The following is a 13,851-nucleotide window of genomic DNA, read 5'->3' as shown; positions in this document are numbered from 1 at the left end:
CTGATAATTTTGAGGAAGATGCACTTTGGCGTGAACCTGCCTGATCCGCCCAATAATTCAACAGACGTCCCAGCTAACTTTTTTTAACCGTTCGGATACCTGTTTTAAGGTGATGATCATTTCCTCCTCTTCGGGCAGGACACCGGTAACCAGATCTTTGAATGTCGTCCTGTAAGGCTGGCGGATCGCATCCCAGGTCTTTTCAGGCTCCGCATATACGATCGCTTTCTGCGGAGGGCTGCTCAACCAGTCATTATTGTTCTTATAGGTGAGGATATCATCTTTACCAACTGTGTTCAGCATTTTATCAAATTCATCCGAATCAAAAAAGATGGCAACCAAAGGATCTTTCAATAACATATGAATATCATATATATGGCGTATCTTATTAGCAAGGTCTTCGTAGGGTTGATCAGTGTATGAGAAGCGGACCAGGCTCATTATCTTTTCGCAGATCGTTCGTTCTTTGGTCAAGACCCTTACCGTGAAAGGCTCTAATCCATACTCCGTGATCAGTTCTTCCTGCCCGTTGCTGCGCATCATCTCTGCGATAAAGCTGATAACCTCAGCATTGGTGTAAGGCTCAAAATTACCTAACCAGGTCGCTTCAACAACGATATGTTCCCTGATCTGCCCGAGTTCTCCTTTGAATTCCCCTTTTGCATAGGTGTGAGCGGTTTTCCTGTTCATCCCCATCTTACGTGTTATGCCCTCTACCTCGATCTCCGGCATAACCGTTCCGACCAGTTTACTGAGATCCCGGATCTTTGTTTTGAGTTGGCTATCCGTTTCAGCTTCCCGGCGCAATACGACAAGGTCAATGTCCTCTGAGAACCGCTCGATCAGTTTATAACATTTTGATAAAGCCGTTCCACCTTTAAAAACGGCTTCCTTTCCGATTTCAGATGCGAAAATAGTTTTTAAAGCGAGCGTTACCCAGTAATCCTTTTCGACATAGATCTCGGCGATCTTCATCTGCTGCGCGGTCGCGGTGATCGCATCCTTAAACAATTCGGCGTTATTATGTAATGTCATTTCAGGTAATATTCCAGGTAGTGCCGTTAGGCAATAAATTACTACTTAATCCAAATTCGAATGAGCTTAACGGGTTCAGGCTTTTTCGCAATGAATGAATATCTTCTGAGGGGCTTATAAGCTCCATCATAGCCCCTGCCAAGGCCCTTACTCGCGGGGGATAATTTAAAGCAAGCCGAACAAACAATTTAGGGTCTTCCATTTTCCCGATCCCATCTTTCAGCAATTTTACTGCGGCTTCCTTATTCAGGTCAGGTATCGTTTTAAAATCCTTGATTGCATCAAGGTATTCGAGGTAACGATAATTATCATCGCTGATATCTGCGTAACTTTTGATAGAGGTTACTTTTAAATTCCCCAGGGTCAGCTCCAGCCGTTTATCGCGGGTAGCTATCTTTATATTTTTTGGTACTTGGGTCGTTAGCCCCAGCCGGTTATATAAAAGTGTCCCGGTGATGTAGGCGATCCTTTTTCCTTCCGAAAAAAGGTAGGGTTTTAACAACTCCTGCTCATCGGGCTTAAGAACCCCAAAGGCTGTTCGCTTTGGCTTATAAAACAGCCCGGTTGAGGCGCGGGTGATCAATCCGTTTTTTATCAGGCGCTCAATAGCTTTCGCGGCGGCGGTATATTCCGCACGTTCTATCGGCAATTCCTGATAACGGAAAGTGCTGCCGTCGGGCAAAGCCGCAATTTTTTCCGCAATTTTTTCGGCAACTTTCATTTTTCTATTTTGTCGCTTATCAAAAATAGCTTTTTACTTTCAAAAGTCAAGTAAACCGCACGTAATACTTGACATATATTTTAAATATAACAGGCATTTTATAATGCCTGTACACTATTCTCTATCTTATTGAAATTTTATAAAAGATATTATAAATTATATTATTAAAGCAGTTGTATTGTTGTTGAAGCGATGTTGTCCTTATGTTGTGTAAATGTTTACCTTATTAAGCTGCTGTTCACCCGGCTTTGATCAAAGCCTTTAACTTTTTACGCGCATCATTTTCGATTGCGCTATTGCGGTCCCTTTTGATCTTCGTGTTGTTTTTGGTTAAAAGAACGTGCACCGCCTCAGGAAGTTCGGCTGTTGTAAAATGAGTTGATAAATAAATGCGGCGGTTGTAGGCGAGTTTACCGGTGATAAAACCCCTGGCAAGTAATTCGCTCAGCAACTTATCCATCTGGTATCGTTTAGTGTAAGTTTCATACACCGCTTTAATACCTGGCTTTTTCAGCATCTGCGGCAAAAGCTCTTTTTTGCGGGCACCTGTCATCCGCGTCAGAATATAATCTTTGGTGGTGGCGACCAGTTCTTTATTCCCAAGAATGCTTTTGATACTCAAAAATGCCCTCAAAAGATCGATCTCATAAGGCGACTTTGACCTTTGGTAATACTGAAACATCATCGATATACTCATCATGACCGTAACATCACGGCCACCTTTTTTTTCCCATTCATCGATCGCGCGTTGCGTCCTGGCCGCAGATGCCATCATCGTATCGATATCGCCGCCACTCAGGTTGAGTATTTTCATAGCCTGCTGCATTTGCCAGTAATCGATACATGCCTGGCGAAAGTCTTCATCACGTTCACCAGCTTCTGAAAATTCATCAATACCGGTAGCCGGGTTGAATTCATCACCTTCACCCGTAAAGCCGTTGTAGTCCTCGTCAGGAATAAAAAATTCTTCTTCAGCCAGAAAGTTGATCTTATTAAGCAGCGATTCCGGCAAATTCCCGCGGTAATAAGCATAAAGCACCTGACGATAGACCGTGATCAGATCACTGAATTCGACCATTTTGGCGAATTTGCCGATACCATAATCAAAGATCTCATTAAGGTTGCCGGGCAGGCCTGAGATCAGGTATAAAGGAAAAGGTATATACTTCGCGTCTTTCGCCATAAAAACAGGAAAGGGACAGTAACTAAGCCGCCCTTTTGAGTACCCTAAAATACAAATATCAGCGCAATTATCAGCATGAACCTACTACGAAAGAAGCAATATATGATGCAAATCCAACCGGCAGTTTATATTTATCCCTTAACACAGCAGCACATCAAACAATAACAACAGTACATCAGTGAACAATAATAAAATAACAACAATTAACAATAGTAATATCACAACATTATTTAATAACTTTACCACAACATCAAACAATAATAAGTGCACAACGAATAGCATGTAATTAAAGAAGACCAACTACAATGGCGACACCAAGAGAAAGATTTGTTGCAGCTTTAAAAGCCCTTAAGGAATTACAGGATAAAGGTACTGTAGCGATATATACAGGTGATATTTCCAATCGTAGTTACCGCGAGATACTGCTAAAGAATGGCTTCATAAAAGAGGTTTTAAAAGGTTGGTATATAAGTTCCGATCCTGGTGAAATGCCTGGAGATACTACATCTTGGTATAGTTCATACTGGGAGTTTTGTAAAAAATTCCTGGAATACAAATACAAAGATTCCTGGTGCCTGATGGCCGATCATTCTTTAAAAATACATGCCGGAAACATATCTGTACCCCTTCAGTTATTTATCAGGTCACCAAAAGGAAATAACATTCCGACACCCTTCATACATGGGACCTCCCTTTTTAACTTACGATTGGAACTCCCGGATCAAAATGTCACGATAGTTGATAACGGTATAAGAATGTACAGCCTGGCAGGTTCATTGATCTACTGTAACAAAGGAATGTTTATCAGTAACCCGATCGATACAAGAACCGCTCTTTCTCTTATCAGCGACGCGTCTGAGATACTGACAATACTCCTTGAAAAAGGACATACCTCCATCGGCGGCCGATTAGCGGGTGCTTTCAGGAATACAGGACGTGAAAAGATAGCAGACCAGATCATGGAAACAATGAAAGAGGCAGGTTATGATATCCGGGAGGAGGACCCATTTGAAACGTTAATGCCGATCAACTTATCGCCAAGGGAACGTTCCCCCTTTGTCAACAGAATAAAACTGATGTGGCAGCAAATGCGCACACAGATCATAGAGGATTTTCCAAAAGAACCGGGTATACAGGAAGATCATGCAGCATACTTAGGGCAGGTGAATGATATTTATGTTACTGACGCTTACCACTCCTTGTCAATAGAACGATACAAGGTCACCCCTGAGCTGATCAACCGGGTAAGTTCAGGGCAATGGGACAGTAAAGGAAATGAAGCTGACAAAAAGCAGGAAGATGCTATGGCCGCCCGCGGATACTTCCAGGCTTTTCAAAGTGTGAAGGAAACGATTGGTAAAATATTAGCAGGCGCGAATGCCGGTGATATTACCGAAAAGGATCACCAGCGCTGGTATCGTCAACTATTCGACCCCAGCGTCAATGCCGGTTTGCTTAAAGCAAGTGATTTAGCAGGTTACAGAACAAACCAGGTTTATATCAAAGGAGCACAACATGTACCGCTAGGTGTAGAAGCTATGAGAGATGCTATGCCTGCGTTGTTTGAACTTTTGCAAGCGGAGGAATCAGCCGCAATACGTGCAGTACTCGGACATTTTATTTTTGTGTTTATTCACCCTTATTCAGATGGCAATGGAAGGATAGGCAGGTTTTTACTGAATGTAATGCTGGCTTCAGGTGGCTATCCCTGGACTGTGATCCCAGTTGAAAAGCGACAGGAGTATATGAAAGCATTAGAGCAAGCCAGCGTACAGCAAGACATTTCCCATTTCTCCAAATTCATTGCCCACCTTGTAAGCGAAACCATGCAGGGAAAACCATCTGCACATTTACCCGAAAAATAAAGCTGCAAAGCTTAATCGTAATTTTGCAAGCACTGCTTGCAAAATTACGATTAAGCATCAAACCTTATGTAGTTTACGGCTATGCCAGTAAAATATTCCTGGCATCATATATTGCCTGCATCGCGATATCCTGTTTCAGGCCCATCAACCTAAAATCAAGAAAAATCTTTTGCGTGTAAAGATCAATAAAAGAAGTTTTGAACCCTTTCAAAAGATTAACAAATACCGCCGTCATGTCCCGAAGTATCTGCGCATCCGTTAACATGGGCTTAAGTGCAATTTGCTTTAAATGCGCCACACCAGTCTCTAAGTTTTCGGCACTGTTGAACACCGAAAGATTACTTAAAAGAAGCGCATAGTTTGAATAAGAACCGGACAGGTATTTAACGTATTCTTCAGAAAGCTGTTGTGATGTAGGCGAATACCTATTAAAGCGATTTCTAACCAATTCATTGAAAGTCGCTGATCCTGCAGGAAGCATCGATTTTAAATAATGCTCACTGCTCACGATCCGATCAAGCGGCATTAAACCCATACGCAGATAAAAGCTATCGTCGGTGACCAACAATCGGTTGGGGTCGTCAGTTATTAATAGCAAGGTGCCCAGGGCGATGTCCATAATGGGAGTTTTTCCCAACCGGATCCCCGTCTGTTTAACGGCATCCAAAGTTTGCTCGGATAATTGCACCTCACAATTCGACAGGATCCATTCCAGCAAGCCCTGCAGATAAGCCATCCGGTCATCTAAAAATGCAAATGTGGGATCTTCAATCGCAACCTTGCCGATCTCCGAACCGGAAGTATTAAACCGGTCATCTTTATACTGCAGGGTGCTGATCTCGAACCTTACCTGTTCAACCAGGTATTTGGACACGATAAACCTATTCGAAAATACATGTTTATGAAAATTCCAAACCTGATAAAACAGGATTGCCGAAGTATAATCGAGCACCATTTGCCGTGCAGGGTCAATAGGATATTTCGCAAATTCCTGGCGGCGAATCGAACTGATCCCACTGCGAAAACGAATTACGTTATAGTAACCCTGTAAAAATTTCCCATCATATTCAGTGGAAATCAGTTCGGATAAAGATAGCGTGCCATTATAATAAGAATCAAAATTAGCTTCCTTGGTTTTTTCAGCGACCTGGTGACGGTCGCCAAACATCGACTGCATTGTTTCAAAAATACTGCCCGGATTTTCCGGGTCAATCTTCATCACAGAGAAAGGCAGGCCGGCATGCGGATCTTTTTCAGATTGATCCATAATCTGGTCGAATAAAGCCAGATATTTGTTCATGATCCGGGTAATTTTGTAGGTGTCTGTTAAATTTGTTAAAGGTCTTTTGGCCGACACCGTTTCATCCTTTGACCTACCGGGAAACATTTTATAAACCGGATGAGCCATGGCCTTATCCGTGAGCTCTATATAAGATACTTGCCCCTCGCGTTCAAATTTGACAAAATGACCAGGCTCCACGGTCTCATATTCCATAAAAACGTTAATCGTATCGTCCCGGTGGAGTACCAGTTTCGCATAGGTCGCTCTTAATTCTATGGCTGCGGGATCCAGCGCTTTTGGGTAAAGCAGTTCAAAGGCCTCCACGTACATTCCATGCAGAAATAAAATATCTACTACCGCTATAAGGTGTTGCGGGCGGTGAAAGTCACTGATCTTTGCGCGCCAAGGCAGCGTCTCCAGTTTTTTATTATACGCTTCGTCATTCTGTAAATGCAAGCTGTTCGCAAACAATGCCAGCATAGCGGAATCGTCCGGCAAATGCTCCAGGTAATATTCACATATATCTACGATACTTTTCCAGTCCACGAGATCTTGCCTGAGCTGGGCTTCGAGCCTGCAAAACTGCGCGCTAAAAGGTGAATTTAGCCGCCAGCTTTCCAATAATTTTAACAGTCCCGGATAGTCTTGACCTGTTTTATTTTTGGCGTGAATGTATTGATACAATTCCCTCCCAGCCGATTTCCCATCAAGGTTACGTGCTAAAATACTGAGCGCCGATTCATAAGCTTCGGCTGCAAAAAAAGCGGAACCCAGGATATCTACCAGTTTCGAATCCTGGCTGTTCATGGCCATTTCAACTAGAAAAGTGCGCGTCTCGTCAGTCGCTTCGTCAAAAATCAAATCCGCGACCGCATTAACCAGCTCAACGTCTGTTTCTTCAACGTAAGTTTTACCGGAAACGAAATCTTCTTTGGAGAAATTACCTATCTGACCATTCAGCCTTATCTCTACCATGAGGTTGAGATACATCAGTAAAAATTCGTTGTCAAAAAGGGTTATTGAGGCCGCAAATTTTTTCGAGGCCCGGCAGTAACCGTTCATGTCATCTATCTTCTGATAACTGTGCAGCAAAAGCAACAAGGCTGCAGGGGTCAGTTCAGGTTCATTTTCCAGTAAGGCGATTCCCCGTTCCACCAGTCCGCTAAGCTGTAGGGCATTGGCCGTCTGAATGGCAGATGTTAGCTCTTTATGGAGCATCCGCCTGTAAATTGTTTCCATCGCCTGCGCATTGTCCTTTCCGTCATGTATACTAAACTCAGTAAAAGCCAGCAAGTACTCCATGAGTTCGAAATTATCGGTGATCTCCGAGTTTAACGCCTTTTCCAGGAAACGTTTCAGCATTTTATTCAGCTGTAACATTTCCTCCCGGTGTGCCTGGTTATTTTCGTAATAGTCTAAAAAGTAAACCCTGAAAATTGACTTCACAGCTGAATTGACCCAGAACACCGCTTCGCCGTATTTATCGATGGTCACTTCTTTTTCCTGATAATCAAGGCAACTGAGAACAAGGCCTTCTTCAAATAAGATGTTCTGCTGATGATAGTTTGCCTCATTAAACATTACACGCCTGAAAATCTGATCATTGTAAACCAATACCGGCACGGCATTTAGCACTTCTTTGAGGTCTTCCTGCTGAGCCCGTTCCAGTGTCTTAATCGCCCAGGCAACAGGATTAAAAGCATCCAAAATAAATACAGCTTCCAAAACATTAGCAAGTTGCGCCGCATCTTTCATACGGTATAAACAGATTGACGCGGATTGTCCGTAAAGGGTGTTTCCGCTATCCATCGTCCAAGCTTTAAGTTTTGCTCTGTATAAGTCATCACGGCGCCCTAAGAATCCGAGACATTCTCCTTTTTGAAATTCCAGGAATGCCATGAAATTTTGCCCGGGCCTCTTGGAGCTGCTTTGCAAACTCCGTTCGAGACTCTCCAGTAACCCGAGTGCAGTGGCGGGCTTAAAATCTTTTAACGTTTTCACATAAGTATCGACGCGATCTTTCCATTGTAACTCCAGGTCGCCGGTGTATTGCAGCGCGAGATTATCGATGCGGTTGGAGAGGTCTGTAATCTTACGGGAAATAGTAAAAATCTCCTGGCTGTAGGTTTCCTTGATCTCCAATTTTCGTAAATTGTCCGAACTGCTGATCTTGGCCATAAATAAGGCTAAGAAACTATTCAGCTCGTCCGCTGTTGGCGGAACGATATCCTCTTCATTTTCAAAAGTAGTTAATAGCAATCCGGGGTCATAGTCTTCCGGAGCCATAACCCGAAATTTCAATAAACCTTCGAGAATACTGACTGAATGATAAAAGGGTAATTTTCTGCCATAATCACGCGGATCAGCATCCGAGTATTCAACTATGGTTTCCTGTATGACATCCTGCAGATCATCCTTCAATGATATTCCCGGTTCCAACATTTTATCCATTCCTTTTCCGAGAAAATAACCGGCAAGGGCTTCGGGTAAAAAACTTGAAATAGCACTTAGAATGGTGATTAAAGGCATGGGATAATCAGTTAAAATTGGATGCTGATAAAATATGGAGCATTACAAATTTAACAAAAACTCGAAGCAATATTTTAGCTTCATAATATCGCTGTTTAAAAAACGCCCCGTATTTTCATCAGGTCAATAAACCATTCGAAAATACGGGGCGAAAGGGGCTCCGGTGCGCCGGAGCCCGCCGGGCAATTAATATTTAGTATGGTATTATCCGTAACGGGATATCTTGAGAAGTGGCCAGGTCTATCATGTGTTTAGTGCCTTTTGACCTGCCGTCCCAAAAGCAGATACAAGCATCGGCGTATTCAGACATGATCTTGTTTCGTTCGTAGCCCGCAGATTTTTCTTTATTCCAATCTGCCGGAAATTCCTTTACGGCAAATCCGTTCGCTTTGGCGTATTGCTCTCCAAGTGTGTCCGCGCCTTTGGCCTTACCTGATACAATTTCTATGTGATGTGAAAACCGTTTGGCAGACAGCATCACATCGACTTTCTTTTGTAAAAGGGCGTAGTCGGCAAATCCCCTGCCACCCGCTATTATCAGCCTGAATGTCTCCATATTAAACTGCATTAAACTGCCCCCTTTCTTTTGGGGTCATAAACCCAAACAGACAAATCCATTTCCGCTAAATGTTTTTCAATCATTGGCCTGACCACCTTCCAGTCGAGCCCACCGTTACCGCAACCTAAAGCGGGCAAAGCTAAACTTTTGATCGGATTTGCTTTTAGATAGGTCACAAGGGCGACCAAACCCGTTTCTACAAACTCATACGTAGCGGGAGATTTCCAATGGCTTTTGGTAGGGAAATTGATAATCTGCCGTTCGCCCATTAATAGTTCATGGTCTTTAACGGCTAAAAGTTGCCCTGTCTGAAAGGAACCGTTCAGGCAAGCCTAACGGTATACTTCAAAATTATGCGGAAATGCCTGCTTAAATTGCAGGGCGATCCCTTTACCCATTACCCCAACGGTATTAACGGTGTTGACCAATGCCTCGGCACTTGAATCCAATAAATTACCTGTGGTGAAGCGTAACATCGTTTATTTCCTGCTTTGAATTTCCGTGTCCAATAATAATAGTTTTTGGTAAACATCTTCCCAATAATTATACAAATACACTTGGTATTCGGAGGGTTCACCTACCCTGTAATGGCGGTAGTCGTCTGCCTGTAAGATCGCTAACTGCAAATCCGTTACCGTTATTTCTTTTCCGTCTAAATCTGTAATTGTCATGGTGCTAAAGATTAAGCTACTTTTAACGGCTGTGTCCTGAAATCCTGCAGGTTCAGGAAAAAGCCACGATTAAACAAAATGCCTTCCCTGAACAGTTGCCATAAGAGCGATGCGCCACAATTGGCCAATGCGGAGTTAATAAACAAATCTTGTTTGGTCAGGGCTTCGGCAAGCGAACAGCTTGGCGTGTTATCCGCTTGTTCAGATGCGACGAGCAGTTCCTTAAATTCATCGGTCACTAAGGGCAAGGTTTCTACAGGCCGGTATAGTTCCGAAGCGGGTTGCTTTATTTTTTCTAAGGTGGACAAGATAACCTGACCGCTCGAACGGCTGTTCCCGAAATCCATCCAGTACTGCACACGGTTGCGACCACCGTATTGAGCGGCTAAATGTTTCAATATATCTGCTATTTCGTAACGGGCATCAACGGTATCAACGCATGATATAGTAATCGTGGCACTTGCCAAATCCTTATCCTTTAAGGATGCTTTGTCATAGCGGGTCGTTTCCGCACGCCAGTTCGTGCCGAAAAATCGATTGATGCGATTAATGAGAGCGACCGATTTGTAAGAGCCTAATTCGGCGGTGGTAAACAACTGCCTGCCGAGGTTGGCGGTATCTACGGTGTCATTGTCAAATACCCTGACAAATAAACCCGCATGGCCTAAAGCGTTCAGGGCATGGTTCATTCTTGCGATTGCGGTCAATACCTGACCACCTGTCCCGCCTGCGCCAATGAGGTTTACCGTAACAGGGTTATAAGGCTGTAATAATTCCTTTTGTACAATATGTACGGCGGGTCTGTCTTTCTTCTTGGTTCTCATTGGATGATACTTTTAAGGGTCAAATTGTTTTTGATCAATTCGTTTTGCGGGAACGGCTCGCCCTTACCTACGAGGGAACGCCATAATTCGGTCGTGTTGGTTTTGGTACTGTTGTTCCCGCTGATGGAATGGCTGAAACTGCTGTTAAAGAAATACTGCTCCCATGTTTTTATAAATTCTTCCAGGCAGGTGGATTTGCCGATGTTTATCTGCACCGTTCCCATGCAGACCTGACCGCTCCCGTAAATGTTTAAAAAAGGCGCATGGCAGAGTTTCGTTCTTTCATTGGGTTTGGCTTTACCTGTCAATCCATAAACAGACAAATGGTCGGCATTGGCTTTCCAAAGCATGGCAGGCACATGAAATCTGCCTGACGGAATATGCAAGCCATCAACGAAAAACAAGCTGACCTCCTGTGGCGGTGTGAACCAAATGGCGTAGCCATTCGCCTGTTGATTGACATACAGTACATTTGCAGGCAGCAGCTTTTTACTTTTGAGATAACCGCTTTTGGTTTCCTGCGTAGTTTGCAACAGGTCGCTCAATGCGGACACTTCCTTTTCGTTCAACGGGTGCGCATTGATGGGTTTGCCGTTCCTCCCGATGTCATAACTCTCCACATAAATCTCGGTACTTTTCTCCTCCCGCCCGAACTGGTTAATTTCTTCGGCTTTATCGTAGCGGTAAATCAGCAGGGCTTTGAACGGTTCAAAACCGCTGTTAAACTGTTGGGTGATGTTCTTCATGGTCGTAATTATTTAGCAAGTCCCGCAGGCGTTCGATCAGGTCAAACAGGCGGTTCTCAAAATCAAAATCTTTTCTGTCGGGGTCGGGCAAGGTATCAAAATAGTAAACGGCGGTCGGTTCATCCATTACGGGTCTTTCCTGAAAAGAACAGTTAATCATTTCCAGTAATTCGTGCTGAAAACAGTCTTTATCACTCCAGTAAAAACTCGTGTATTCATCTGCCCTTATCCTTTCTTCCTCGTCAGGATAAACCAAATCTTCATGGATGCCGTCAGCCAAGGAGCGTTTGGGGTACTGGCGGTAAAGCTGTAAAAACTCAATGCCTAACAGTTCCCATTCCAGTTCGTGCTTGTCCCTATGGTGAAAGTTCGTTACGATGGTGTACATTCTTTTGAGCCAGTCGGGGTTTTTGATGACGGGCATGATATGCCCTCCTGACCGCCTTAACTCGTATAAGGTATCTTCCTGTTGCTGTCGCCATGCCTTATCTTCTTCGTCGGTGTTTCCCTCGTCCTCGGTTTCGCTTACCCATTGTTCCAAAGTATCATACTGGTAATCCATGAAAGTGCCGCTTTGCGCATAAAATGGGATATCTACCACTTGGTGCAGGTAGGCAAAAATGACCGTGACCAGTTCGGTTATGGCGATATGTTCGGCACTTTGCGACCATTGCCAGTATGCCCTGACAGGGATATAAAAGAGGCAATGGCTCAAATCAAAAGTTTTAACCACCGATAACACCGCCTGTTTACCTTTGTCCTGTAAAATCATGCAATGGTTCTCACGACTAACCGCACTTACCTGCTTTTCCACCGTTTGCCACGTGGCATAGATATTTTGAGGGAAAGGCAAATCGGTTTGAGGTATATCGAAGCCATAAAATTTGCAGAGATTGGCAAGGGAGTTAAAATACTCCCTTGCAATCCTTTCCCTGTTGCCGCTGAAAGACCAAAACGGCAGGAAACTATGATTTAAAAAACCATTTTCGTCAGCCCTGCGGGTGCGCTTCGGAGCGGGTTGCGCCTTACCTCGTCTGCATCGGGCAGACGGTTCAACCGCTCTGCCAGTTCTCCGAATAATTGCTGTAGTTTCCATTGGTCGCCTTTCCTGTTGATTTTGATTATCCTGTTCAATCTTTTATTTTTCATCGCTTATCCTTTTGTTCCCATCGTGCTTTCAAAACGATACTGCGCTTCATCGTCCCTAATGTCGGGGCCTGTAATTTTGGCGTTGGTCAGTATCGGGTAAGTGCCTGCATAGAAATTTTGCACTTCTGTTATGGTAAACCTGTCGTTGGGGTCGGTCAACCGGATTTCCTGCCCGTTCTCCTTGTGCAGAAATATCCTCGGTAATATCATCGCTTTCATTGTTTCGGGGATTAATCGTTAAAACTTGCTGTTAATTTATCGTAGGCTTCTTTACCTGCCTGCAAAGTCTTGCGTTTGGCTTCGATGGCATCTGCCTTGTCAGGGTATTCCGCAGCATAAGGCAACTGCGCTAATGCTTCTGCATACTTGGTGTTTTGTGCCAAATTCTTCACCAGTTCCATTGCTTCGTCGTACAGCCGTTTCTTTTCCGCTTTGGCCTGCTTGTCGTCCTCGGGCGAGGTGAACAGGGTGTTAGCCTCGTCCTGTTCATCTTCGTCGGTATCGGCAGGTTTACCCGCTTTTGCTTTATCGGGTTTGGCGTCCTTTTTGGCCTTGTCCAGTTCTTTTTGATAGCTTTCGAGGTTACTTATTAAACCTGCGGTCTGCTGTACGGGTTGTGCCAGATGTTCAAAAAAGCCCTCGTCCAGTTCTTCGGCGGTCGCCTTGAACAGCATGGGCGGTAAACCGTCGATAGCCTTATCTTTTTTGAGTACCACCGATACCGTTTGCACCCCTGTTTCATCTTGGTTAATATTGAGCAGGAAGTTGCCTTTAAAGCCTAAACCTGCTATCTGCTGAAAAAAATTCGTTTTCATAATTGTTAATGTTTAAAATGATTAAATCCTGCGAGGGCGAGTAGAAACAAGCCTGCCCAAAGGCACAGCGTTGCGATAAAATAGATTACACTTTCTACTGCCGTTATAAAAATGAACCTGCCATAGGTCGGGAACTGCTGTAAACCGCCAATTCCCCTGCGGTTAAACCTGCGCCTGCTGATATGGTAGCGTAAGAACAAACCTATTGCGGTCAGTATCATCGCTGTTAAAAATGTGGTGTTCATGGCTTTTTGATTTTAATGATTTTAGTGCCCTTTCTTCGTTGGTAAACCGCGCGGTAACCACCGCTTTCAATTACGCTCATTAACAGGCGTTTGGCATTGGCGGTATCTGCATCATCCTCCGCTGTCATTTGGCAAAAAGTGAGTTCATCGAAAAAGCGCAGGGTTTTCGCTATCGTTCTAAGGGCGTTTCTTTCTGTTTTTACTGATAATATGCTCATGGCAATAGT

General features: G+C 43.9%; 15 protein-coding genes and 1 pseudogene. 1 reads left to right on the top strand and 15 read right to left on the bottom strand.

Annotated features, from left to right (window positions below):
- Window positions 1-57: 57 nt before the first annotated feature.
- The 3 genes from ACE5CV_RS10710 to ACE5CV_RS10700 form a co-directional block, all read right to left on the bottom strand.
- Window positions 58-1,035, bottom strand: coding sequence for a nucleotidyl transferase AbiEii/AbiGii toxin family protein (locus ACE5CV_RS10710; RefSeq protein WP_374950158.1), 978 nt, complete (start codon window positions 1,033-1,035; stop codon window positions 58-60).
- A 1-nt stretch (window position 1,036) separates the two neighbouring features.
- The gene (locus ACE5CV_RS10705; protein WP_374950157.1) at window positions 1,037-1,756 is read right to left on the bottom strand and encodes a DUF6088 family protein; all 720 of its coding nucleotides are present in this window, start codon (window positions 1,754-1,756) and stop codon (window positions 1,037-1,039) included.
- Between the two features lie 238 nt (window positions 1,757-1,994).
- Window positions 1,995-2,939, bottom strand: a complete 945-nt coding sequence (locus ACE5CV_RS10700; RefSeq protein WP_374950156.1) for a hypothetical protein — start codon at window positions 2,937-2,939, stop codon at window positions 1,995-1,997.
- A 305-nt stretch (window positions 2,940-3,244) separates the two neighbouring features.
- Here ACE5CV_RS10700 and ACE5CV_RS10695 point away from each other — a divergent pair, with 305 nt between their 5' ends.
- Window positions 3,245-4,804 (top strand): Fic family protein, encoded by a 1,560-nt coding sequence (locus tag ACE5CV_RS10695; protein WP_374950155.1) that lies wholly within the window; start codon window positions 3,245-3,247, stop codon window positions 4,802-4,804.
- A 79-nt stretch (window positions 4,805-4,883) separates the two neighbouring features.
- Here ACE5CV_RS10695 and ACE5CV_RS10690 read toward each other — a convergent pair whose 3' ends face one another.
- The 12 genes and pseudogenes from ACE5CV_RS10690 to ACE5CV_RS10635 all read right to left on the bottom strand — a co-directional run bounded on the left by ACE5CV_RS10690 (window position 4,884) and on the right by ACE5CV_RS10635 (window position 13,842).
- The gene (locus tag ACE5CV_RS10690; protein ID WP_374950154.1) at window positions 4,884-8,615 is read right to left on the bottom strand and encodes a hypothetical protein; all 3,732 of its coding nucleotides are present in this window, start codon (window positions 8,613-8,615) and stop codon (window positions 4,884-4,886) included.
- Between the two features lie 193 nt (window positions 8,616-8,808).
- Window positions 8,809-9,171: a DUF2493 domain-containing protein gene (locus ACE5CV_RS10685; protein ID WP_374950153.1), complete on the bottom strand. Its 363-nt coding sequence runs from the start codon at window positions 9,169-9,171 to the stop codon at window positions 8,809-8,811.
- Between the two features lie 11 nt (window positions 9,172-9,182).
- Window positions 9,183-9,650, bottom strand: a pseudogene (locus ACE5CV_RS10680) (macro domain-containing protein).
- 3 nt (window positions 9,651-9,653) lie between these two features.
- Window positions 9,654-9,845, bottom strand: coding sequence for a hypothetical protein (locus ACE5CV_RS10675; RefSeq protein ID WP_374950152.1), 192 nt, complete (start codon window positions 9,843-9,845; stop codon window positions 9,654-9,656).
- An 11-nt stretch (window positions 9,846-9,856) separates the two neighbouring features.
- Window positions 9,857-10,669 carry a PRTRC system ThiF family protein gene (locus tag ACE5CV_RS10670; protein ID WP_374950151.1) on the bottom strand — a complete coding sequence of 271 codons (813 nt, stop codon included), beginning with the start codon at window positions 10,667-10,669 and terminating at the stop codon, window positions 9,857-9,859.
- Window positions 10,666-11,415, bottom strand: a complete 750-nt coding sequence (locus ACE5CV_RS10665; protein WP_374950150.1) for a PRTRC system protein B — start codon at window positions 11,413-11,415, stop codon at window positions 10,666-10,668. Before ACE5CV_RS10665 ends, ACE5CV_RS10670 begins: the two co-directional genes overlap by 4 nt.
- Window positions 11,390-12,268 (bottom strand): hypothetical protein, encoded by an 879-nt coding sequence (locus ACE5CV_RS10660; RefSeq protein WP_374950149.1) that lies wholly within the window; start codon window positions 12,266-12,268, stop codon window positions 11,390-11,392. Before ACE5CV_RS10660 ends, ACE5CV_RS10665 begins: the two co-directional genes overlap by 26 nt.
- A gap of 119 nt (window positions 12,269-12,387) precedes the next feature.
- Window positions 12,388-12,564, bottom strand: coding sequence for a hypothetical protein (locus ACE5CV_RS10655; RefSeq protein WP_374950148.1), 177 nt, complete (start codon window positions 12,562-12,564; stop codon window positions 12,388-12,390).
- A gap of 3 nt (window positions 12,565-12,567) precedes the next feature.
- The gene (locus ACE5CV_RS10650; protein WP_374950147.1) at window positions 12,568-12,783 is read right to left on the bottom strand and encodes a PRTRC system protein C; all 216 of its coding nucleotides are present in this window, start codon (window positions 12,781-12,783) and stop codon (window positions 12,568-12,570) included.
- 11 nt (window positions 12,784-12,794) lie between these two features.
- The gene (locus ACE5CV_RS10645) at window positions 12,795-13,379 is read right to left on the bottom strand and encodes a PRTRC system protein E (protein WP_374950146.1); all 585 of its coding nucleotides are present in this window, start codon (window positions 13,377-13,379) and stop codon (window positions 12,795-12,797) included.
- Between the two features lie 5 nt (window positions 13,380-13,384).
- Window positions 13,385-13,624, bottom strand: a complete 240-nt coding sequence (locus tag ACE5CV_RS10640; RefSeq protein WP_374950145.1) for a hypothetical protein — start codon at window positions 13,622-13,624, stop codon at window positions 13,385-13,387.
- Window positions 13,621-13,842, bottom strand: coding sequence for a hypothetical protein (locus tag ACE5CV_RS10635; RefSeq protein WP_374950144.1), 222 nt, complete (start codon window positions 13,840-13,842; stop codon window positions 13,621-13,623). The genes ACE5CV_RS10640 and ACE5CV_RS10635 overlap by 4 nt, the downstream gene beginning before the upstream one ends.
- Between the last annotated feature and the right edge of the window lie 9 nt (window positions 13,843-13,851).

Source organism: Mucilaginibacter sp., assembly GCF_964263795.1.
Classification (GTDB): Bacteria; Bacteroidota; Bacteroidia; order Sphingobacteriales; family Sphingobacteriaceae; genus Mucilaginibacter.
This window is presented reverse-complemented; position numbering and strand designations above follow the sequence as displayed.

Coding starts and splice junctions, on each gene's coding strand:
- ACE5CV_RS10640 (WP_374950145.1), bottom strand. CDS start 13,624: ATGAACACCACATTTTTAACAGCGATGATACTGACCGCAATAGGTTTG.
- ACE5CV_RS10700 (WP_374950156.1), bottom strand. CDS start 2,939: ATGGCGAAAGACGCGAAGTATATACCTTTTCCTTTATACCTGATCTCA.
- ACE5CV_RS10655 (WP_374950148.1), bottom strand. CDS start 12,564: ATGAAAAATAAAAGATTGAACAGGATAATCAAAATCAACAGGAAAGGC.
- ACE5CV_RS10645 (WP_374950146.1), bottom strand. CDS start 13,379: ATGAAAACGAATTTTTTTCAGCAGATAGCAGGTTTAGGCTTTAAAGGC.
- ACE5CV_RS10635 (WP_374950144.1), bottom strand. CDS start 13,842: ATGAGCATATTATCAGTAAAAACAGAAAGAAACGCCCTTAGAACGATA.
- ACE5CV_RS10705 (WP_374950157.1), bottom strand. CDS start 1,756: ATGAAAGTTGCCGAAAAAATTGCGGAAAAAATTGCGGCTTTGCCCGAC.
- ACE5CV_RS10665 (WP_374950150.1), bottom strand. CDS start 11,415: ATGAAGAACATCACCCAACAGTTTAACAGCGGTTTTGAACCGTTCAAA.
- ACE5CV_RS10695 (WP_374950155.1), top strand. CDS start 3,245: ATGGCGACACCAAGAGAAAGATTTGTTGCAGCTTTAAAAGCCCTTAAG.
- ACE5CV_RS10650 (WP_374950147.1), bottom strand. CDS start 12,783: ATGAAAGCGATGATATTACCGAGGATATTTCTGCACAAGGAGAACGGG.
- ACE5CV_RS10670 (WP_374950151.1), bottom strand. CDS start 10,669: ATGAGAACCAAGAAGAAAGACAGACCCGCCGTACATATTGTACAAAAG.
- ACE5CV_RS10710 (WP_374950158.1), bottom strand. CDS start 1,035: ATGACATTACATAATAACGCCGAATTGTTTAAGGATGCGATCACCGCG.
- ACE5CV_RS10690 (WP_374950154.1), bottom strand. CDS start 8,615: ATGCCTTTAATCACCATTCTAAGTGCTATTTCAAGTTTTTTACCCGAA.
- ACE5CV_RS10675 (WP_374950152.1), bottom strand. CDS start 9,845: ATGACAATTACAGATTTAGACGGAAAAGAAATAACGGTAACGGATTTG.
- ACE5CV_RS10685 (WP_374950153.1), bottom strand. CDS start 9,171: ATGGAGACATTCAGGCTGATAATAGCGGGTGGCAGGGGATTTGCCGAC.